General features: G+C 68.5%; 18 protein-coding genes. 7 read left to right on the forward strand and 11 right to left on the reverse strand.

Translation table 11 applies throughout. The features are described 5' to 3' along the window. Positions 1-69 precede the first annotated feature (69 nt). Positions 70-831, reverse strand: a complete 762-nt coding sequence (locus ACUVYZ_RS05775) for a ribbon-helix-helix protein, CopG family (protein ID WP_439933305.1) — start codon at positions 829-831, stop codon at positions 70-72. A 173-nt stretch (positions 832-1,004) separates the two neighbouring features. On the opposite strand from ACUVYZ_RS05775, the gene ACUVYZ_RS05780 reads away from it, so the two are divergent. From ACUVYZ_RS05780 to ACUVYZ_RS05810, 7 genes are all read left to right on the forward strand, one after another. Beyond that, the gene (locus ACUVYZ_RS05780) at positions 1,005-1,490 is read left to right on the forward strand and encodes a DUF4124 domain-containing protein (protein WP_439933304.1); all 486 of its coding nucleotides are present in this window, start codon (positions 1,005-1,007) and stop codon (positions 1,488-1,490) included. Between the two features lie 5 nt (positions 1,491-1,495). Continuing rightward, on the forward strand, positions 1,496-2,374 hold the full coding sequence (locus ACUVYZ_RS05785) for an alpha/beta fold hydrolase (RefSeq protein WP_439933303.1): 879 nt from the start codon (positions 1,496-1,498) through the stop codon (positions 2,372-2,374). Position 2,375: 1 nt separating this feature from the next. Further along, positions 2,376-3,029 carry a 2-hydroxychromene-2-carboxylate isomerase gene (locus tag ACUVYZ_RS05790; protein WP_439933302.1) on the forward strand — a complete coding sequence of 218 codons (654 nt, stop codon included), beginning with the start codon at positions 2,376-2,378 and terminating at the stop codon, positions 3,027-3,029. Between the two features lie 161 nt (positions 3,030-3,190). Then, positions 3,191-4,090 (forward strand): transporter substrate-binding domain-containing protein, encoded by a 900-nt coding sequence (locus ACUVYZ_RS05795; protein WP_439933301.1) that lies wholly within the window; start codon positions 3,191-3,193, stop codon positions 4,088-4,090. Between the two features lie 60 nt (positions 4,091-4,150). Continuing rightward, on the forward strand, positions 4,151-4,891 hold the full coding sequence (locus ACUVYZ_RS05800) for an amino acid ABC transporter permease (protein WP_439933300.1): 741 nt from the start codon (positions 4,151-4,153) through the stop codon (positions 4,889-4,891). 3 nt (positions 4,892-4,894) lie between these two features. Next, entirely contained in the window at positions 4,895-5,578 is a 684-nt protein-coding gene (locus tag ACUVYZ_RS05805) for an amino acid ABC transporter permease (RefSeq protein ID WP_439933299.1), read from the forward strand. Continuing rightward, positions 5,575-6,300, forward strand: a complete 726-nt coding sequence (locus ACUVYZ_RS05810) for an amino acid ABC transporter ATP-binding protein (protein WP_439933298.1) — start codon at positions 5,575-5,577, stop codon at positions 6,298-6,300. Before ACUVYZ_RS05805 ends, ACUVYZ_RS05810 begins: the two co-directional genes overlap by 4 nt. 124 nt (positions 6,301-6,424) lie before the next feature. Here ACUVYZ_RS05810 and ACUVYZ_RS05815 read toward each other — a convergent pair whose 3' ends face one another. The 10 genes from ACUVYZ_RS05815 to putA all read right to left on the reverse strand — a co-directional run bounded on the left by ACUVYZ_RS05815 (position 6,425) and on the right by putA (position 19,694). Beyond that, positions 6,425-6,634 (reverse strand): dodecin, encoded by a 210-nt coding sequence (locus tag ACUVYZ_RS05815; protein ID WP_439933297.1) that lies wholly within the window; start codon positions 6,632-6,634, stop codon positions 6,425-6,427. A 48-nt stretch (positions 6,635-6,682) separates the two neighbouring features. Next, positions 6,683-7,702 (reverse strand): D-cysteine desulfhydrase family protein, encoded by a 1,020-nt coding sequence (locus ACUVYZ_RS05820; RefSeq protein WP_439933296.1) that lies wholly within the window; start codon positions 7,700-7,702, stop codon positions 6,683-6,685. 2 nt (positions 7,703-7,704) lie between these two features. Beyond that, positions 7,705-9,294 carry a gamma-glutamyltransferase gene (gene ggt, locus ACUVYZ_RS05825; RefSeq protein WP_439933411.1) on the reverse strand — a complete coding sequence of 530 codons (1,590 nt, stop codon included), beginning with the start codon at positions 9,292-9,294 and terminating at the stop codon, positions 7,705-7,707. A 65-nt stretch (positions 9,295-9,359) separates the two neighbouring features. Next, the gene (locus ACUVYZ_RS05830) at positions 9,360-11,792 is read right to left on the reverse strand and encodes a bifunctional diguanylate cyclase/phosphodiesterase (protein ID WP_439933295.1); all 2,433 of its coding nucleotides are present in this window, start codon (positions 11,790-11,792) and stop codon (positions 9,360-9,362) included. A gap of 92 nt (positions 11,793-11,884) precedes the next feature. Continuing rightward, complete coding sequence (locus tag ACUVYZ_RS05835; RefSeq protein WP_439933294.1) at positions 11,885-12,673, reverse strand: ABC transporter permease; 789 nt, start codon at positions 12,671-12,673, stop codon at positions 11,885-11,887. 21 nt (positions 12,674-12,694) lie between these two features. Continuing rightward, positions 12,695-13,540 carry an ABC transporter ATP-binding protein gene (locus tag ACUVYZ_RS05840; protein WP_439933293.1) on the reverse strand — a complete coding sequence of 282 codons (846 nt, stop codon included), beginning with the start codon at positions 13,538-13,540 and terminating at the stop codon, positions 12,695-12,697. A 46-nt stretch (positions 13,541-13,586) separates the two neighbouring features. After that, on the reverse strand, positions 13,587-14,621 hold the full coding sequence (locus ACUVYZ_RS05845) for an ABC transporter substrate-binding protein (RefSeq protein WP_439933292.1): 1,035 nt from the start codon (positions 14,619-14,621) through the stop codon (positions 13,587-13,589). Positions 14,622-14,712: 91 nt separating this feature from the next. Further along, positions 14,713-15,324, reverse strand: a complete 612-nt coding sequence (locus ACUVYZ_RS05850; RefSeq protein ID WP_439933291.1) for a YceI family protein — start codon at positions 15,322-15,324, stop codon at positions 14,713-14,715. Further along, the gene (locus ACUVYZ_RS05855) at positions 15,324-16,520 is read right to left on the reverse strand and encodes a CaiB/BaiF CoA transferase family protein (RefSeq protein ID WP_439933290.1); all 1,197 of its coding nucleotides are present in this window, start codon (positions 16,518-16,520) and stop codon (positions 15,324-15,326) included. The genes ACUVYZ_RS05850 and ACUVYZ_RS05855 overlap by 1 nt, the downstream gene beginning before the upstream one ends. Positions 16,521-16,565: 45 nt before the next feature. Further along, positions 16,566-19,694 carry a bifunctional proline dehydrogenase/L-glutamate gamma-semialdehyde dehydrogenase PutA gene (gene putA / locus ACUVYZ_RS05860; protein WP_439933410.1) on the reverse strand — a complete coding sequence of 1,043 codons (3,129 nt, stop codon included), beginning with the start codon at positions 19,692-19,694 and terminating at the stop codon, positions 16,566-16,568. Between the last annotated feature and the right edge of the window lie 68 nt (positions 19,695-19,762).

Consider the following 19,762-nt stretch of genomic DNA (forward strand, 5'->3'; position numbering starts at 1 on the left):
TACCTCAGGCGGCAACACCCCTTGAACCGAATCGATCTGGACACGCGCGCCGGGGTTCCTGAAGGTTCCTTACGCCAGCATTTCGAAGGCAACGTGGCGGTGGCCGCGCCGGAGGCGGTACACGCCGAAGTCCTTGCGATCGATGGTGAAAATCCTCTGTAACCGGAGCTGCTCGGCAGCAACGACCAGGGACGCGTCGGCCAGGTCCATCGGCACGTCGCGGTAGCGGATCATCAGCTCGAACGCGCGCCCGAGCGTGGGCTCGTCGAGGAACCAGACGCTTAAGCCCCCGCCGGCGACGAAATCCATCAGGCGTTGCGCTCCATTGCTCCCCGGAGCGAGCAAATGGAACGCCTCCGCGAGACCGGCGTCGTGGTGCAAAGCGGCTCGTTCACGCGCTTGAGCCGATCCACGCACCTGCCGTGCCACTCGTCGGCCGGATCGAACAACGCAACCAGCGGGCCTATATCGACGAGGATCACCCGGCAACCGCGGGTCAAGGGTCTTTCTGGTCCGGGTGTTGGCCAAACCGGGGGGCTCGGGATGGAACGCGCCCCGTTGCCCGGATAGCTTCTTGCGATGTTTGCGCCGGATCACCTCCGCGACGGCGTGCTTCGCGTCCGCGGCGGCGGCCCGGGACCAGCCGCCGGCGCCTAGGTCCAAGCGCCGGTAGACTTCGTAGGGCCGGAGGGAGCCCTCGTGCCGAGCGTGTTTCTCGTATGCCTCCAAACCGCGCTTGAGCACTTCGGAGATGGAGAGGCCGGTCGCCTTGCGCAGTCTGGAGAGGGTTCTCTCGGCGTCTTCGTCGAGCCTTACCGTGCGGGTGCCCATTGGTCTTGCCCGCCGATGCGCGTCTTTGTAATACGGAATGTAATACGAAATATTCCGGGTCAACGCGCTGCCCGCCTTGCCCCGGTTCCCTGGTGCGACGCGCCGGCGGTCCCCGTTCTTGCGGCAGGCGCTGCCCTATAATGCTCCCCAACGACCCTGCTGCTCCTTCCCCGATGGGATCCGCCCGCCTCCTGCTCCTGGCCGCCCTCGCGTTCACCCCCGCCGCGGCCCAGGTCTACAAGTCCACCCTGCCCGACGGCCGGGTGGTCTACGGGGACAAGCCCGCGCCGGGGGCGCGGAAGGTGGAGCAGATGGCGCCGGCGCCCCAGCCTTCGGAAGCGGAACGGCAAGCTGGCGAAGCGCAGCGGCAAAAGGCCCTGGAGCGGGCCGAGCAGACCGCCGCGCGGCTGCGCGAGCGAGAGCGTGAGCGGGCGGCCGCCGAGGAAGAAGTGCGCCGGGCGGAAGCGGCCCTCGAGGAGGCGCGGCAGGCCCGGGAGGCGGGGCGTGCGCCGCTCCCAGGGGAGTACCTGGGCACGGCGGGTGGCGGAATGCGTCCCACCGAGGTCTACCAGGCCCGACAGCGGGCCCTGGAGGAAGCCGTCTCCGCTGCCGAGGCGCAGCTCGCCCGGGCCCGCCAGGCGCTGGAGGCGCTGCGCTGAGGGCGATGCGCTCCGGTAAACCGAGCCGGTCCAGCTTCCTGACGATCCGCGGCGTGCGCTACCACGTGCGCCGTTGGGGGCCGCCCGATGGGCCCCCGCTCTTTCTGTTGCACGGCTGGATGGACGTCTCGGCCTCCTTCCAGTTTCTGGTGGATGCCCTCGAAGGGCCCTGGCAGTGCATCGCCCCCGACTGGCGCGGCTTCGGGCTCTCCGGCTGGAACGAAGAGGGCTACTGGTTCCCCGATTACCTGGCGGACCTGGACGCCCTGCTCGATCTTTGCCCCGGCCGGGGGCTCGTTCCGCTGGTAGGCCACAGCATGGGCGGCAACATCGCCTGTCTCTACGCCGGGGTGCGGCCCGAACGGGTGAGCCGCGTGGTGTCCCTGGAAGGCTTCGGGCTCCCCGCCACCCGCCCGGAAGAGGCCCCCGAACGCTACCGGCGCTGGCTGGATGAGCTGAAGACCCCTGCGGCCTTCTCCGACTATCCTTCGCTGGAGGCGGTGGCCGCGCGGCTGCGGAAAAACAATCCGCGCCTCACCGAAGACCAGGCCCGGTTCCTCGCCCCCCACTGGGCCGCGCCCGGCCCCGACGGCCGGGCGCGGCTGCGCAGCGACCCCCAGCATAAGCGGGTGAACCCGGTCCTCTACCGGCTGGAGGAGGCGATGGCCTGCTGGCGCGGGATCGAGGCGCCGGTGCTGTGGGTGCTGGGGGAGGAGTCCGCCCTCGCCCGCCGGCGCCGGGAAGCCCCGGAAGAGTTCGACCAGCGCAGCGCCGCCATCCGCCGGCTGCGGGTGGAGACCCTGGCGGGTGCCGGCCATATGATGCACCATGACCAGCCCCGCGCCCTGGCGCGGCTGGTCGAAGCGTTTTTAATGGAGTCCTGATATGGCCGTTGCGACGCCGAGGGTCCTGGACTGGTACTTCGACTACGTCTCGCCCTTTTCCTACCTGCAGCTCGAAGCGTTCCACCGCCTGCCTGCCGGCGTGACCGTGCGGCCGCGGCCGATCCTCTTCGCCGGGCTCCTGGACGCATGGGGGCACAAGGGGCCGGCCGAGATCCCGGAGAAGCGCAAGTTCACCTACCGCTTCGCGGTATGGACCGCGGACAAGTACGGCATCCCCTTGAAGTTTCCGCCGGCCCACCCGTTCAACCCCCTCAAGCCCCTGCGCCTCACGGTGGCCCTCGGCGACCAGCCGGCAGTGGTCCGCCACATCTTCCGCTTCATCTGGCGGGAAGGCCGGCTGGTGGAAGATCCCAAGGAGTGGGCGCGGCTCGCCGCGGAGCTGGGCGCGCCGGACGCGGACGCGAAGATCGCCCAGCCCTGGGTCAAGGAGCGGCTGAAAGCGAACGGCGAGGAGGCCGTCGGCCGCGGCGTTTTCGGCGTGCCCACCTTCTGGGTCGAGGCAGAGTTGTTCTGGGGCTTCGACGCCACCGATTTCCTGCTCACCTTCCTGGAGAACCCGGGTCTCTTGCGCGAAGGCGAGCTGGCCCGCGTCTCCAGCCTTCCCGCCGCCACCCAGCGCAAGGGCCACCCATGAGGCTGCCGTCCCGGCGGCCTTGCCGGGCCTGGGCGCCCGGGGCACGCCTTCTGGACAAAGGGGGGCGCTTGGGCTAGATTCCTCTGCGGCCCGGAAGGAATCACAACGATTACAAGGCCTAACGTTTTCCATCCCAAACGCCATCGAGAGGAGAGAACAACATGAAACTCAGAAGCCGCATCGCCACCGCGGCCGCCGTCGTCGTCGCCCTCGTCGCGGCGCCGGCCCTGGCCGCCGAGCTCACCGGCACGATGAAGAAGATCAAGGACACCGGCGCCATCGTGATCGGCCACCGGGAGGCGTCAATCCCGTTCTCCTATCTGGACGACCAGCAGCGGCCCATCGGCTACTCCATGGACATCTGCGCTCGCATCGTGGAGGCGGTGAAGAAAGAGCTCAACATGCCCAATCTCCAGGTGCGGTACAACCCGGTGACGCCCCAGACGCGCATCCCCCTCATGGCCAACGGCACCATCGACCTGGAGTGCGGCTCCACCACCAACACCGTGGAGCGCCAGAAACAGGTGGGCTTCGCCGTGACCACCTTCATCACCGGCACCAAGCTGCTGGTGAAGAAGGACTCCGGGATCAAGAGCATCGACGACCTGAAGGGCAAGACCGTGGTGGTGACCCAGGGGACCACCAACGAGCGGGCGGTGAAGCAGATCAACGACGAGAAGAATCTGGGCATCCGCTTTCTTCACGCCAAGGACCACGCCGAGTCGTTCCTGACCGTGGAGACGGGCCGGGCGGTGGCCTTCCCCATGGATCACATTCTGCTCTACGGTCTGATCGCCAACTCCAAGAACCCGGCCGAGTGGGACGTGGTGGGCGACTTCCTGTCCTTCGATCCCTACGCCGTCATGCTACGCAAGGACGACCCCCAGTGGAAGAAGTTCGTCGACGCCGTGATCATCGGCCTGATGAAGAGCGGCGAGCTGGAGAAGCTCTACAATAAGTGGTTCCTGTCGCCGATTCCGCCCAAGAACGTGACGCTCAACGTGCCCATGACCCCGCAGCTCGTGGAGCAGTTCAAGAACCCCAACGACAAGGGCGCGTAAAGCGCGCAGTCAGCCTGGGGAGGGGCATCCGGCCCCTCCCCGTCGTTTCAAGCCCGCGCAATGCAGTACAACTGGAACTGGGGCATTTTCTTCCAGCCCGCCTTTTCCGGGGGCGGAACCTACCTGGACTGGATCCTTTCCGGGCTCAAGTGGACCGTCCTGGTGTCCCTGGCGGCCTGGGCGATCGCCTTCAGCCTGGGCTCGGTCATCGGCGTCCTGCGCACGACACCCGTCAAGCCGCTGCGCGCGATTGCCACCTGGTACGTGGAGCTGTTCCGCAACGTGCCGCTGCTGGTGCAGATGTTCCTGTGGTTCTTCGTAGTGCCGGAGCTCCTGCCCAAGGCCTGGGGCGATTGGCTCAAGCAGGAACTACCCCTGCCCGCCTTCTGGACCGCGGTGGTGAGCCTGGGCACCTACACCGCTTCCCGGGTCGCCGAGCAGGTGCGCTCCGGCATCCAGTCGATCCCCAAAGGGCAGACCTACGCGGGGCTCGCCATGGGGCTGTCGCTGCCCCAGGTGTACCGCCACGTGCTGCTCCCCATGGCCTACCGGATCATCATCCCGCCCTTGACCTCCGAGTTCCTGACCATTTTCAAGAACTCCTCCGTGGCCCTCACCATTGGGCTCCTGGAGCTCACCGCCCAGAGCCGCCAGATCACCGACTTCACCTTCCACGGCTTCGAGGCCTTCACCGTGGCCACGCTCCTGTACGTGATGATCACCATGATCGTCATGGTTGGCATGCGGATCCTGGAAGCCCGGGTGCGGGTCCCGGGCTACATCGGCAGCGGCGGACGGTAGCCCATGTTCGGGGAATTCGACTTCAATGTGATCGTGCGGGCGCTGCCTTTCCTGTGGCGGGGCATGCAGTTCTCCCTCTACCTCACGGCCCTCGCCATGGCGGGAGGCATCGTGCTGGGCACGCTGCTCGCCCTCATGCGGCTCTCCCGCTTCAAGCTCCTCAACCTGCCCGCGGGCGCCTACGTCAACCTGCTGCGCTCCATTCCCCTCATCCTGGTGATCTTCTGGTTCTACTTCCTGGTGCCCATCGTCATGCGCGCCATCCAGGGCACCGAGTACGCCGCGGGCATCGGCCCGTTCTACTCCGCCCTCATCGCCTTCACCCTGTTCGAGGCCGCCTACTATTGCGAGATCATCCGCGCCGGCATCCAAAGCGTGCCCAAGGGCCAGGTCAACGCCGCCTACGCCCTCGGGCTCTCCTATGGCCAGGCGATGCGCCACGTGGTACTGCCCCAGGCGTTCCGCAACATGGTCCCGATCCTGCTCACCCAGGACATCATCCTGTTCCAGGACACCTCCCTCGTGTACGTGGTGGGCCTGTCCGACTTCATGGGGGTGGCGAGCAAGGTGGCCCAGCGGGACGGCCGCCTGGTGGAGCTCTATCTCTTCGCCGCCCTCGTGTATTTCGTCATGTGCTACGCCGCCTCCTACTTGGTGAAGCGCTTGCAACAGAGGTTCTCCGTATGATCACGATCAAGAACGTCTCCAAGTGGTACGGGAACTTCCAGGTGCTCAAGAACTGCTCCACCTACGTGGACAAGGGCCAGGTGGTGGTGTGCGGCCCATCCGGCTCGGGAAAGTCGACCCTGATCAAGTGCGTGAACGGGCTGGAACCGTTCCAGGAGGGAGAGATCATTGTCAATGGCGTGTCGGTGGGGGACCCGAAGACCAACCTCACCAAGCTGCGCTCCCAGGTGGGCATGGTGTTCCAGCACTTCGAGCTGTTCCCCCACATGAAGGTCATCGACAACGTCAACCTGGCTCAGGTCAAGGTGCTGGGCCGGTCCAAGGAGGAAGCCACCGAGAAGTCGTTGAAGCTCCTGGACCGGGTCGGCCTCAAGGATCAGGCGTACAAGTACCCCGGGCAGCTCTCCGGCGGCCAGCAGCAGCGGGTGGCCATCGCCCGGGCGCTGGCTATGGACCCGGTGTGCATGCTGTTCGACGAGCCTACCTCCGCCCTCGACCCGGAGATGATCAACGAGGTGCTGGACGTGATGGTGGAGCTCGCCCGGGAAGGCATGACCATGATGGTGGTCACCCACGAGATGGGCTTCGCGCGCAAGGTGGCCCACCGGGTGGTCTTCATGGACGAGGGCGAGATTGTGGAGGACGCCCTCAAGGAGGATTTCTTCGGCAAGCCCCGCTCCGACCGGGCCCAGCAGTTCCTGTCCAAGATCCTTCATCACTGAAGCCCGCGGGGCCGTCAGCCGGCGCCAGCCTGCAGCCTTGATCACGGGCCAGACCAGGGTCGACAGTCACCCCAGCCCCGCCACCAGGAGGGCGAGGAGAACGACACTCCCCAGGACCGTCTATTCAGTCTTCGAGGGTGAAACCCACCTTGAGGGTCACCTGCCAATGGGCCACCTTGCCCTCGGCGATGGCGCCCCGGGTTTCCACGATCTGGAACCAGTGAAGGTTGCGCAGCGTCTTCGACGCCTTGGCGATCGCGTTCTGCACCGCATCCTCGATGCTGGTGCTCGACGAGCCGGTCAGCTCGATTAGCTTGTACACATGGTCGGTCATGGTCATCCTCCTTTCGATCGACTTCCCCTCTCTCCGCGGAAGCCCGATTCAAGCAAACACATCCGCGTAGGCAAACAGACCCGGCAGCCCGCCGGTGTGCAGAAACGCCACCGTCTCGTCGCGGCCGATCCCGCCCTTGCGCGCGAGGTCCACGAGCCCCGCCATGGCCTTGCCGGTGTACACCGGATCGAGGAGCAGGCCTTCGGTGCCCGCGGCCAGGGCGAGCGCCTCCTTCATCGGCTGCGTCGGTTCACCGTAGCCCGCCCCGAGGTAGGCGTCGGTCACCTCCACCGCCTCGTCCGGCGGCGCCGACTCGGAACCAAGGGCCCCCGCGGCTTGAGCGGCAAGCCGGGTGACCAGCGGCCGCTGCTCGGACGCGCTCGCGCGCACGGCGATGCCCGTCACCCGGACCGCTGCACCCATCACGTGGAAACCGGCCACGAGCCCCGCGTGGCTGCCGCCGCTGCCGCTGGCGAGCACCACCCGGTCGAGGTGGACGCCCTGGGCCCGCGCCTGGGCCAGAAGCTCAACGGCGCATTCGGCGTAGCCGAGATCGCCGAGAAGGCACGTGCCGCCGCGAGGGATGACGTAAGGTTTCGCCCCTTGGGAGGCAAGCTTCGCCGCCAACCGCTCCATCGCCGCCGTCGGCTCCTCGCCCGGTTCGAGGGCATGGAGGCGGGCGCCCAGCAGCCGATCGAGCAGCAGGTTGCCGCCCCGGGTGTATTCGATGCCCGCGTCCGGGCGGGAGGGCGAGAGCAGCAGATGGCAGGCGAGCCCAAGCCGGGCGGCCGCGGCGGCGGTCTGGCGGGCGTGGTTCGACTGCCACGCGCCGGTGGTGATGAGGGTGTCCGCCCCGCGGGCGAGGGCCTCGCCCAACAGGTATTCCAGCTTGCGGACCTTGTTGCCGCCGCCCCCGAGCCCCGTCAAGTCGTCGCGCTTGACCCACAACCGCAACCCGCCGAGGGCCCGCCCCAGCCGCGAGAGCGGCTCCAGGGGCGTGGGCTTGACCGCCAGCGACACCTTGGGATAGCGGCCGAGCTGCTCCATCAGCACGTCAGCCGCGGACATTTTCAGTATCCCACCGCCTGGCCATCGGCCCGGGGCTCGGACGCCCCCAGGTAGCCGCCCTCCAGGCGGTAGATAGCCTGGGCGCGCCCGAATTCCGTGGCGAAGCGGGGCGCGACCCGCACGACGTGGCCCCGGCGCCGGAGCGCCTCCACGGTGGCCGCCGGCATGGAATGCTCCACCGCCAGGATATCGCCGGGATCGATCCGCCAGCGGGGCCCGTCGGCCGCCGCCTGGGGGTTCTGGCGGTAGTCGGCGAGTCGCACCAGTATCTGCACGTGGCCCTGGGCCTGCATGGCGCCTCCCATCACGCCGAAGCTCATCAGCGGCGCGCCGTCCCGGGTAACGAAGCCGGGAATGATGGTGTGCAACGGCCGTTTGCCGCCGGCCACCTGGTTGGGGTGTCCCTCGGCCAGGACGAAGCCCGCGCCGCGGTTCTGCAGGCTCACACCGGTGCCCGGCACCACCACGCCCGAGCCGAAGCCCATGTAGTTGGACTGGATCAATGACACCATCATTCCAGAGGCGTCGGCGGCGGTAAGGTACACGGTGCCGCCGCCCGGGTGCCTGTGGGCGGGGCGGGAAGCTTTCTTCCTGTCGATGCGCGTCACCCGCTCCCGGAGATAGGCCGGGTCGAGAAGCTCGGCGGGAGTCACGGTCATGGAAGCCGGATCCCCCACATAACGATAGAGGTCGGCGAAGGCGAGCTTCATGGCCTCCACCTGCAGGTGCACGCTGTCGGCGGAATCCGCCGGACACGAGGCGAGATCGAAGTGGGAGAGGATCCCGAGGGCCTCGAGCGCCGCGATGCCCTGGGTGTTGGGCGGTATCTCGTGCAGCGTAAAGCCGCGGTAGCGCTGGGCGACGGGCTCCACCCAGTCCACCGCGTGGCTCGCCAGATCCTCCAGGGTCAGCGCCGCGCCGTGGGCCCGGGCATGGGCGGCGATTCTCTCCGCCAGCTCGCCTCGGTAGAACGCTTCCCCTTCCGAGGCGGCGATCATGGCCAGGCTCTTCGCCAGATCTGGAAAGGCGAAGCGCTCGCCGGGGAGCGGCGGACGCCCCTTGGGCAGATAGGCTTGGGCAAAACCCGGCTGGGAGGCGAGGACGGGCGCCATGGCGGCCCACAGCCGGGCGATGGTGGGCGACACCAGGAAGCCGTCGGCGGCGTAGCGGATCGCCAGCTCGAACAGGTCGGCGAAGGGCAGCTTCCCGAAGCGCCGGGAAAGGGCCAGCCAGCCCGCCACCGCCCCCGGCACGGTCACCGCCTCCCAGCCGAGGACGGGCATCGCCGTCATGCCCTGGAAGCGCTCCGGGCTCCACGCCTTCGGCGCCCGGCCCGAGGCGTTGAGGCCGTGCAGGCGCGTGCCGTCCCACACCAGGGCGAAGGCGTCCGAGCCGAGGCCGTTGCCGGTGGGCTCCACCACGGTGAGGGCGATGGCGCAGGCGAGGGCCGCGTCCACCGCGTTGCCGCCCCGCTGGAGCATGGCGAGCCCCGCCTGGGCCGCCAGGGGCTGGGAAGTGGCCACCACGTTCGCCGCCAGCACCGGCATGCGCTGAGAGGGATAGGGGAAGTCCCAATCGAAGGGAAGCGTTATGGGCGAGGAGGAAAGCTCGGGCGAGTCGTTCATGGGGAAAACTCGGGAAATATCCGGGCTAGCACCTAGCCCGCAATCCACGGGGAGCGGGCCTCCCAGGCGGGAAACTCGTCCGCGGGAATCGGCGCGCTGATGCAATAGCCCTGGGCTATGTCGCACCCCAGCTCCGCCAGGCGTCCCCAGATCGCCTGGTTCTCCACCCCTTCGGCCACCACCTCCAGGTCCAGGCTATGGGCCAGCTCGATGGTGGAGCGCACGATCACGGCGGAGTCGGCGCTGTCCACCATCCGCCCGACGAAGGACTGGTCGATCTTGATGGTGTCCACCGGCAGCCTCTGCAGATAGGCCAGGGACGAGTAGCCGGTGCCGAAGTCGTCGATGAGCAGCTCCACCCCCAGGTCCTTCAGCCGCCGCAGGGTCTCCAGGGATCCGGCCGGGTCGTCCATGAGGGCGCTCTCGGTAAGCTCGAACTGGATCCAGTCGGGCCGGGCGCCCCAGGTGGCGAACAGCCCGTTTACCCGGTCGAGCAACTGGGGATCGTGCAGGTCCCGGGCCGACAGGTTGACCGCCAGCGGGCTCTCGACGCCTCGCTCCCGCCAGGCGTAGCGCTGGCGCAAAGCGGCCTCCAGGACCCAGTAGGTGAGGGGCGTGATGAGCCCCGTGCCTTCGGCCAGCTTGATGAACTCGCCCGGGTTGATCATGCCGTGGCGCGTATGCCGCCAGCGCACCAGGGCTTCCGCGCCGCAGACGCGGCGCGAGGCCATGCGCACCTTAGGCTGGCAGTAGAGCAGGAGCTCGTGGTGCTCGATGGCCCGGCGCAGGTCGCCCATGAGCTCGAGGCGCCGGGTGCTGTCGCTGTCGAGGGCCCCGGCGTAGACGGCGAACCCGCTGCCCCGGCGCCTGGCCTGGTAGGCCGCCATGCTGGCCCGGCGCATGAGCACGTCCGGCTCCGTGCCGTGGCCGGGGAAAAGGGCGATGCCGATATGGGCCCGGGCATCCACCTGCAGCCCGGAAAGCTCCACCGGATCGTAAAGGGCCACCAGCAGGCGCTGGGCGAACTGGATCGCCTTCTCGGCGTTCACCCGGGGCAGGAGCAGCGCGAACTCGCCCTCCCCCACCCGTGCCACGATGCCCCCTTCTCCCACGACGCCGGAAAGCCGCGAGCCGATCTCCTTGAGCAGCGCATCGCCCTCCCGGTAGCCCAGGGTCTCGTTTATCTCGCGAAAGCGGCCCACCTCGAGGTGCAGCAGGGCGAAGGAGCGGTTCTGCGCCCGGGACTCGGCGACGACCTGCTCCAGCCGCTCCCCTAGGCTCACCCGGTTGAGCAGCCCGGTGAGCGGGTCGAAGTAGGCCATGCGGCGGATGGTCTCCTCCGCCTCCCGCGCCCGGGCCCGGGCGAGCAGGGCGGACAGCCCGTAACTCAGGTCCTGCGCCGTTTTCTTGAGCAGCTCTACCTCGGCTGCGTCGAACGCGTCCGGCTCCGGCGCGCAGATGGCGAGCGCCCCGAAAATCCGCCCGTCCACCCGCAGGGGCAGCGCGATCAGCGAGGCGTAGCCCCGAGCCAGGAACTCCTCCTTCCACACCATGACATTGGGATCGGTCGCCACATTGCGGATGACGGCGGGCTCGCCGGTGCGCACCGCCGTGCCGCTCGCCCCCCGGCCCCGCTCCTCGTCCGCCCAGGAGAGCCGGAGGGCGTCCAGGAAATCTTGGTCCACTCCCGCCCAGGCCACCGGCCGCAAGGTGCACGCCTCGTCGTCTTCCGCCCGGGTCACGTACGCGGAGCGGTAACCCGCTTCCTCCACCACCACCCGGCAGATCTCCTTGAGGAGGCTTTCCTCGTCCTGGGCGTGGAGCAGGGCGTGGTTCGACGCCGCGAGGGTGCGGTGGGCGCGGTTGAGCCGGTGGAGCTCCTCCTCCGCCCGCCGGCGCCGGGCCCGTTCCCGCAGCGTCTCGATGCCGTAGGCCAGGTCATCGGCCAGCTCGGTCAAGAGCTTGACCTCCTCGGGATCGAAGGCGTCGGGCTCTGGCGCGTAGATGCTGAGCGCTCCCCCCACGGCCCCTTCGATCCGCAGCGGCAGCGCGATCACCGAGACATAGCCCCGCCGGGCGGCCTCATCCCGCCAGAAGGGATAGTTGGGATCGGTACGGATGTCCCGCACGATGCAGGGCTCCCCGGTGCGGATGGCGACGGGGTTCGGGCCCTTGCCCCGCTCGGAATCCTCCCGCCAGGTGCGCTTGATGGCGAGGAAGCCCTCGTCCACGCCCCAACAGGCGACGGGCGTGACGGTCTTCTCCTCGTCGTGCTCGGCCCGGCTCACCCAGGCCAGGCGGTAGCCGCCCTCCTCCACGATGACCCGGCAGATGTCCCGGAGCAGCGCCGCCTCGTCTTCCGCCCGTACCAGGGCCCGGTTGCACGCGGACAGCGTCCTGAGCGCCCGCTGCAGCCGCTCGATCTCGGACAGGGCCTCGGCGCAGGCGGAGGGTTGCTCGGGCATCGTTTCGGACCTTTCTTGATCCATTCTTCATTATAGGTCCGCGCCCGACGGAAGCGGGGGAGCACTGCACCCCGGTTCGGTGTCGCGCGACGCTAAAGGGTCTCGCTCCCCGCCGCGGTGGGCCGCCATACCAGGAGCCGCCGCTCGGCGAAGGTCACCACCGCGTCCAGCAGCAGGGCGAAGCCCGTGAGCACCAGGATCCCGGCGAACACGGTGTTGATGTCGAAGGTGCCCTCGGCCTGGAGGATCAGGTAGCCCACGCCCTGGGCCGAGCCCAGGTACTCGCCCACCACGGCGCCCACGAAGGCCATGCCCACCGAGGTGTGCAGGCTGGAGAACACCCAGCTCGTGGCCGAGGGCAGATACACGTAGCGCAGGAGATGCCGTCGGCTGGCGCCCAGCATGCGGGCGTTGGCGAGCACCACGGGGCTCACCTCCCTCACCCCCTGGTACACGTTGAAGAACACGATGAAGTATACCAGCGTCACCCCGAGGGCCACCTTGGACCAGATGCCCAGCCCGAACCACACGGCGAAGATAGGGGCGAGGATCACTCGCGGCATGGCGTTCAAGGCCTTGATGTACGGATCGAGAATGGCGGAAGCGACGGGGGACAGGGCGAGCCACATGCCGATCACCAGGCCGAACACGGTGCCCACGGCGAAGGCGAGGAGCGTCTCCACGAGGGTGACCGCCAGGTGCCGGTAGATCTCCCCGCCCGCGAACCACTCCCACACCTTGGCCAGCACCACCAGGGGCCGGCCGAAGAAGAAGGGCGGCAGGATCTCCGTCTCGGTGAGGACCCACCAGGCGAAGAACACGCCCACCAGCACCAGGAGCTGGTAGATCCACAGGGTGCGGGCGCTTGGCTTGCCTTTCATCCCTCGCGCTCCCCGGCCCGGTCAGCCTTCCATGGTCTGGGCATAGCCCTTCAGCACCTCGGCCTTCATGGTGTGCCAGATCCGGCTGTGCAGGTCGACGAAATGGGGAGCGAGTCGGATCTCCGCCACGTCCCGCGGGCGGGGCAGGTCGATCGGGTACTCGCCAATGGGATGGGTGCCGGGACCCGCCGAGAGCACCACCACCCGGTCGGAGAGGGCGATGGCCTCCTCCAGGTCGTGGGTGATGAACACCACCGACTTGCGATCCGCAGACCACAGCTCCAGCAGCTCGTTCTCCATGAGCTGGCGGGTCTGGACGTCGAGGGCCGAGAAAGGCTCGTCCATGAGCAGGATCTGCGGGTCCAGGATGAGCATCTGGGCCAGCGCGGTACGCTTGCGCATGCCGCCCGAGAGCTGGTGGGGGAAGCTGTGCCCGTGGCCGGCGAGCCCCACCCGTTTCAACCACTCGGCGGCCCGCTCCAGGGCTTCCGGCTTCGGGACGCCGCGGAAGATGAGCCCGGCGGCCACGTTCTCCAGGGCGCTGCGCCAGGGCATGAGGGCGTCGGCCTGGAACATGTAGCCGGCTTGGCGGTTGATCCCTTGGAGCCGCTCGCCGAAGACTTCCACGTGCCCGCCCGTGGGCACGAGCAGCCCCGCCGCCACGTTGAGCAAAGTGGACTTACCGCAGCCGGTGGGCCCCACCACCGATACGAATTCCCCGCGGGCGACCCGCAGCGTCGTGTCGCGCACCGCGGTGTAAGATTCCCCCGGGCCGCTACGGGAGGGGAACGTCACGGTGATATCGACGAGGGCCAGCGCGACCTCGTGGAATGCGCTTGCGGCGAAACCCCCTTGAGACGGGCTCATGCTCGGATTTTCCCGCCCCTCCCGCATACTCCCCGGCGGACCACGGCTACTTGTATTTCTGCAGGGCCTTCCGGACGAAGCCGTTGTCGAAAGTGGCGGCGAGATCAATGTGGGCCGCCTTCTGCACGGAAGGTTCGAACTGCTTGAGCACCGCGTACACGCTCCTGGCGCCTTCCATCGTGAGCTGGCCGTCCGGGGACAGGGTCGGCAGGTTCTTGATCAGGCCCACCCGGTACAAGCCCACGTCGCCGCCGTAATATTCCGGCGGTACCGTGGCGATGATCTCCTTGTCGGTAGCCTTCTGCAGCCAGCGGTTAGCGCGCACCATGGCGTTCACCACTGCCTGCACCGTGTTGGGGTATTTTTTCACGAAGTCTTCTTTCACGTAGATGCAGCCGGCATGGTAGGCGGCGCTGCCGTAGGCCTGCCGCATGCCCTCCTCGGTACGGGTGTCCACCTTGATCACGATGTCGCCCGCCGCTTCCAGGCGCGTAATCACCGGGTCCAGGTTGGAAATGGCGTCGATTTCGTTCCGCTTCATCGCCGCCACCGCCCCGCCGGTGGCGCCCACCCCGATGATGGCCACGTCGGCGGGCTTGAGACCGTGCTTCACCAGCAGGTTGGACACGAACATGTGGGTGGAGGAGCCGGGCGCCGTGACGCCCACTTTCCACCCTTTCATATCCGCGGGGGAGCGCCATTGCTCCGTCCTGGATCTATGCACCCCCAGCACGATGCCCGAGTAGCGGCCCTGCAGCACCACCGCCTTGATGGGGATGCCCTTGGCCTGCATGTTGATGGTGTGCTCGTAGGCCCCGGAGACCATGTCCGCGCTGCCGCCCACCAGGGCTTGCAGCGCCTTGGCGCCCCCGGGGAAGTCCACGATCTGGACATTGAGCCCCTCGTCCTTGAAGAAACCCTTTTGCTCGGCGATGGTGAGGGGCAGGTAGTAAAAAAGGCTCTTGCCCCCCACCGCGATGGTGAGATCCGGTTTTTCGAGCTTGCCCTGGGCTAAGCCGGCGGGCGCGAACGCCAGCGCCGCCATGGCGAGGATCCATCGGATAGGTCGCGCGCGTTTCATCTTCTTCCTCCTCGTTTGTTTCGGACCGAACGACGGCGCGAGGATGCTCACACGGCGGCCTCGGCGGTGTCAATCCCGCGGCCGTGCGCTCCTAACCGCCTTCGCGAATCCCCTCGACGGAGATGCTGAGACGCACTTCGTCGCTCACCAGGTCGAGGAACCGGTCCATGCCGAAGTCCGAGCGGCGCACCACGGCGCTCAAGTCCCCGCCGCAGATGTAGCGTCGCACCAGAAGGATTTTCACGACCCGGCAGGCAAAGCGCTCGACGGTGAGGGTGAGCTTGCGGGTCCGGCCCCGCACCGTGAGCCAGCCCTCGAACTCCCGGGGCAGCCCCTCCTCGAAGCGCGTGGCCTTCGCCACGAAGCGCGCCACCGGAAACGAGGCGGCGTCGAAGAAATCGGGATCCCGCAACAGGCGGTCCAGCGCCTCCGCGCCGGTGGAAACGCTTCCCGTATCGATTAGCGCGTCCACCTCGGCCGTCTGCGCCCGGGTGTCCAGGATCGCGCGGCCCTTGTCGATATTGAACCGGCCCCGCAAGGTGGATACCCCGACGTGGGTGACGGCGAAGTACACATAGGTGTGCTGGGGATCCAGGCGGAAACTCTCCGCCGCGACACCCTGGCCGGCCAGCGACAGCAGAAGCGCAGCGGCTGCCCAGCGGCGTAACGGACCCGGCCTAGCCGACTTGCGCGAGCAGGCCATCAAATCACCCCGGCCTTCCGCAGCCGCTCCCGCGCTGGGGCGTCGTAGCCCAGCCGCTCCAGCACCTCGTCGGTATGCTCCCCCAGCGCCGGCCCGAGCCAGCGGGTGTCCCCCGGCGTCTCCGAGAGCTTGGGCACGATGCCGGGCAGCTTGAGGGGGTGCCCGTCGGGCAGGCGATACTCGCGGATCATTTCCCGCGCTTGGTAGTGGGGGTCGGCCACGATGTCGGCGATGTCGTAGATGCGGCCCGCGGGCACCTCCGCCCGCTCCAGGGTTTCGAGCACTTCCTCTAGGGAGTGGACCCGGGTCCAGTCGCGGATGGCGGTCTCGATGCGCTCGGTGTGCTTGACCCGCCCGTCGTTGCGGGCGAGCTCCGGGTCGTTCGCCAGGTCCTCGCGCCCGATGGCAGTCATCATGCGCCTGAAGATGGAATCGGCGTTGGCGCCGATCACCACGTATTTGCCGTCCTTGCAGGGATAGGTGTTGGAGGGAACGATGCCGGGGAGCGAGGAGCCGCTGCGCTGCCGCACGAATCCGTACATGTCGTACTCGGGCAGCAGGCTCTCCATCAGGTTGAACACCGATTCGTAGAGGGCCACGTCCACCACCTGGCCCCGCCCGCCCTTCACCTCCCGGTGGCGCAGCGCCATGAGGGCGCCGATCACCCCGTGCAGAGCGGCGATGGAGTCGCCGATGGACACCCCGACCCGTACCGGGGGCTGGTCCGGAAAACCGGTGAGATGGCGCAAGCCCCCCATGGATTCGCCGATGGCGCCGAAGCCAGGCCGGTCCCGGTACGGACCCGTCTGGCCGTAACCGGAGATGCGCACCATGACGAGCCCGGGGTTGATGGCGGAGAGCTGCTCCCAGCCCAGGTTCCATTTCTCCATGGCGCCGGGGCGGAAGTTCTCCACCACGATGTCTGCGTCCCGGGCGAGCCGGCGCACGATCTCCTGCCCTTCAGGCGCGCGCAGATTCACCGTGACCGATTTCTTGTTGCGCCCCTGCACGTACCACCACAGGGACGTCTCCTTGTACAGCATGCGCCACTTGCGCAGGGGATCGCCCTCGCCAGGCGGCTCGATCTTGATCACCTCAGCGCCGAATTCGGCGAGCAGCCGGGCGCAGAACGGCCCGGCGATGAGGGTGCCGAGCTCGATGACCTTGATTCCGGCAAGGGGCACAGGCTGACGCATGCGCGATCTCCGTCGAACGAAGGGCGATAGTTTAGCGTGGATCGATCAGTCGCCCAGCGAGGCGAGCAACGCCGCGTTGCCCCCGGCCGCGGCGGTATTCACACAAACCGAGCGCTCCACGGCGAAGCGGGGGAGCGTGTGGGGACTGCCCGCCTTGGGCCCGGTGCCCGAGAGCCCCTCGCCGCCGAAGGGCTGCGAGCCCACCACCGCACCGATCATGTTGCGGTTAACGTACATGTTGCCCACCCGAGCCCCCTCCACCACCCGCCGGATGGTGGACTCCACCCGGCTGTGCACGCCCAGGGTTAGTCCGTAGCCCGTGGCGTTGATGGCCCCCACCACCCGGTCCAGCTCGGACGCCTTCCAGCGCACGACGTGCAGGATGGGCCCGAATACCTCCCGCCGCAGGAGGTCCGGGTTCTCGATCTCGAGCACCCGGGGAGCAAAGAAGCAGCCCGTGTCCTCCTCCCCCGGAAGTCTCGCCATGCACACCAGCCGCGCCTGGCGCTCGATCGAGCGGACATGGGCCAGCAGCCGCTCCCGGGCCGCCTCGTCGATCAGGGGCCCCACGTCGGTGTCGAGGCGAAGCGGATCGCCCAGCTTGAGCTCATCCACCGCCCCGGCGAGCATTTCCAGGGTGCGCTCCGCCACTTCCTCCTGGAGGAACAGGAGCCGCAGGGCCGAGCAGCGCTGGCCAGCGCTGTCGAAGGCGGACTGGATCGCGTCGGTCACCACCTGCTCGGTCAAGGCGGAGCTGTCCACCACCATGGCGTTGAGCCCACCGGTTTCGGCGATGAGGGGCACCATGGGGCCTTCCCGTCGCCCGAGGACGGCGTCGATGGCCCGGGCGGTCTCGAAAGAGCCGGTAAACGCCACCCCGGCGATGGCGGGATGCGCCGTGAGGGCCGCCCCCAGCGCCCGCCCGCCGGGCACGAGATGCAGCACGTCCTCGGGAACGCCCGCTTCCAGGAGGAGCTCCACCGCCCCCATGGCGGTCAGCGGCGTCTGGGGCGCGGGCTTGGCCACCACGCCGTTGCCCGCCGCCAGGGCGGCGGCGACCTGGCCCACGAAGATGGAGAGGGGGAAGTTCCAAGGGCTCACGCACACGAACACGCCCCGGCCCCGCAGGCGCAGCCGGTTCTCCTCCCCCGTCGGGCCGGGAAGCGCCAGGTCGGCGAATTGTTTTCGCGCTTGAGCTGCGTAGTAGCGGCAGAAGTCGGCCGCCTCCCGTACTTCCGCCAGGGCGTTGGGCAGGGTGCGCCCGGCCTCCCGCACGATGCGGGCCATGAGCTCGTCCCGGTGGGCTTCCAGGAGGCCGGCCGCCCGCTCCAGGATGGAAGCCCGCTCCTCCACGGGCGTCCGGTCCCATGCGGGCGCGGCGGCCCGGGCCCGTTCGATGGCCTCTCCGCCCTGCTCCGGGGTCGCCTCGATCACCTCCCCCACTTGCCGCCGGCGGTCGGAAGGATCCCGCACCGGCGCGGGCCTGCCCGGCAGCCGCCGGCCGGAGACGAGGGGCGCGGCGGACCAGGGCCGGGAGAAGGCCCGCTCCAGGCCCTCCGCCATCGCCTGCAACGCGACGGGATCGGCGAAGGAAAAACCCAGGGAGTTCTTCCGCTCGGGCCCGAACAGGTCCACCGGGAGAGGAATTCGAGGATGAGGTACCGCCCCCTCCCGTTCCACCGTGGCCACCGGATCCTCCACCAGCCGCTCGATGGGCACCTCCGGATGCCCCACCCGGTTCACGAAGGACGTGTTGGCCCCGTTCTCCAGCAGCCGCCGCACCAGATAAGGAAGCAGGGCATCGAAGCTTCCCACCGGCGCGTATACCCGGCACGGCACCGGCGCTACCGTCTGCACTTCGCGGTAGAGCGCTTCCCCCATGCCGTGGAGCCGCTGGAACTCGAAAGCCCGCCCGTCGCCCGCGCACTCCAGCACGTAGGCGATGGTCTGGGCATTGTGGGTGGCGAACTGGCAGAAAAAGGCGTCCTCGGCCGAAAGCATCGCCCGCGCGCAGGCCAAATAGGAAACGTCGGTGTGGCGCTTGCGGGTGAAGACGGGATAGCCTTCGAGCCCCTGGACCTGGGCGCGCTTGATCTCGGTGTCCCAGTAGGCACCCTTGACCAGCCGCAAGGGGATCCGGCGGCGCTGGGCGCGGGAGAGCGCTGCTAGCCATTCGATCACCGGGGCCGCCCGCTTCTGGTAGGCCTGCACCGCAAGGCCAAAACCCTCCCAGCCCGCGCACTCGCCGGATTCATACACCGCGGCGAAGACGTCCAGCATGAGCTCCAGCCGCTCGCTCTCCTCCGCGTCCAGGGTCACCACCAGCCGGGCGTCCCGGGCGCGGCGGACGAGGGCCTTCAAGCGCGGCACCAGCTCCTCCATGACCCGCCGGCGCTGGCTGTACTCGTAGCGGGGATGCAGCGCCGAGAGCTTGATGGAGACGCCGGGGGCCGCCCAGGGATCGGTCCCTTCCGCTTGGTCTGCCAGCGCCTCGATGGCGTGGGCGTAGGCCTGGAAATAGCGCTCTGCGTCCCGCGCGGTGAGAGCCGCTTCCCCCAGCATGTCGAAGGAATAGCGGGTGAGGGGCGATGGGTCGCGCGCCTGCAGTGCCTCCTCGATGGTCTCGCCCGCCACGAACTGGCGGGCAAGGATGCTCATGGCGCTCTTCAATACCGCCCGCACCACGGCCTCGCCGCCCCGGGCGGCGAGGCGCTTCAACGCCGCGGTCAACGTCTCGCCGGGTGCCTCTTCCAGCGCCACCACCCGTCCGGTCAGGAGCAGCCCGAAGGTGGAAGCGTTGACGAAAAACGAGGCGGAACGGCCCAGGTGTTTTTCCCAGTCTCCCCGGGGCAACTGGTCGCGGATCAGGCGGTCCGCGGTGGCGGCATCAGGGATGCGCAGCAGCGCTTCTGCCAGGCACATGAGCACGACCCCCTCATGGGACGAAAGGTCGTACTCGCGCAGGAAGGCGTCCAGGGGAGAGGCGGCCTGGCGCGAACGCACCCCCTTTACCAGGTTTTCTGCAGCCGCGCGCACCCGCGAGGCGCCGGCGGGGGCCAGCCGGGCGCGGCGGGCGAGGCCCTCCACCGTCTCCCCCTCGTCGGCCAGATAGGCGGCGCGAATGGCCGCCCGCGGCGGCGGGGTCTCCAAGGGAGGAACGATCTCCAAATCCATGGCGGCGGCGCGATGGTGCCAGCGGGCGGCGGCCCGTGGCTCCGGGCTCGCTTCCATTTTAGGCGTAA

The organism is Pelomicrobium sp. P1 (genome assembly GCF_052805615.1).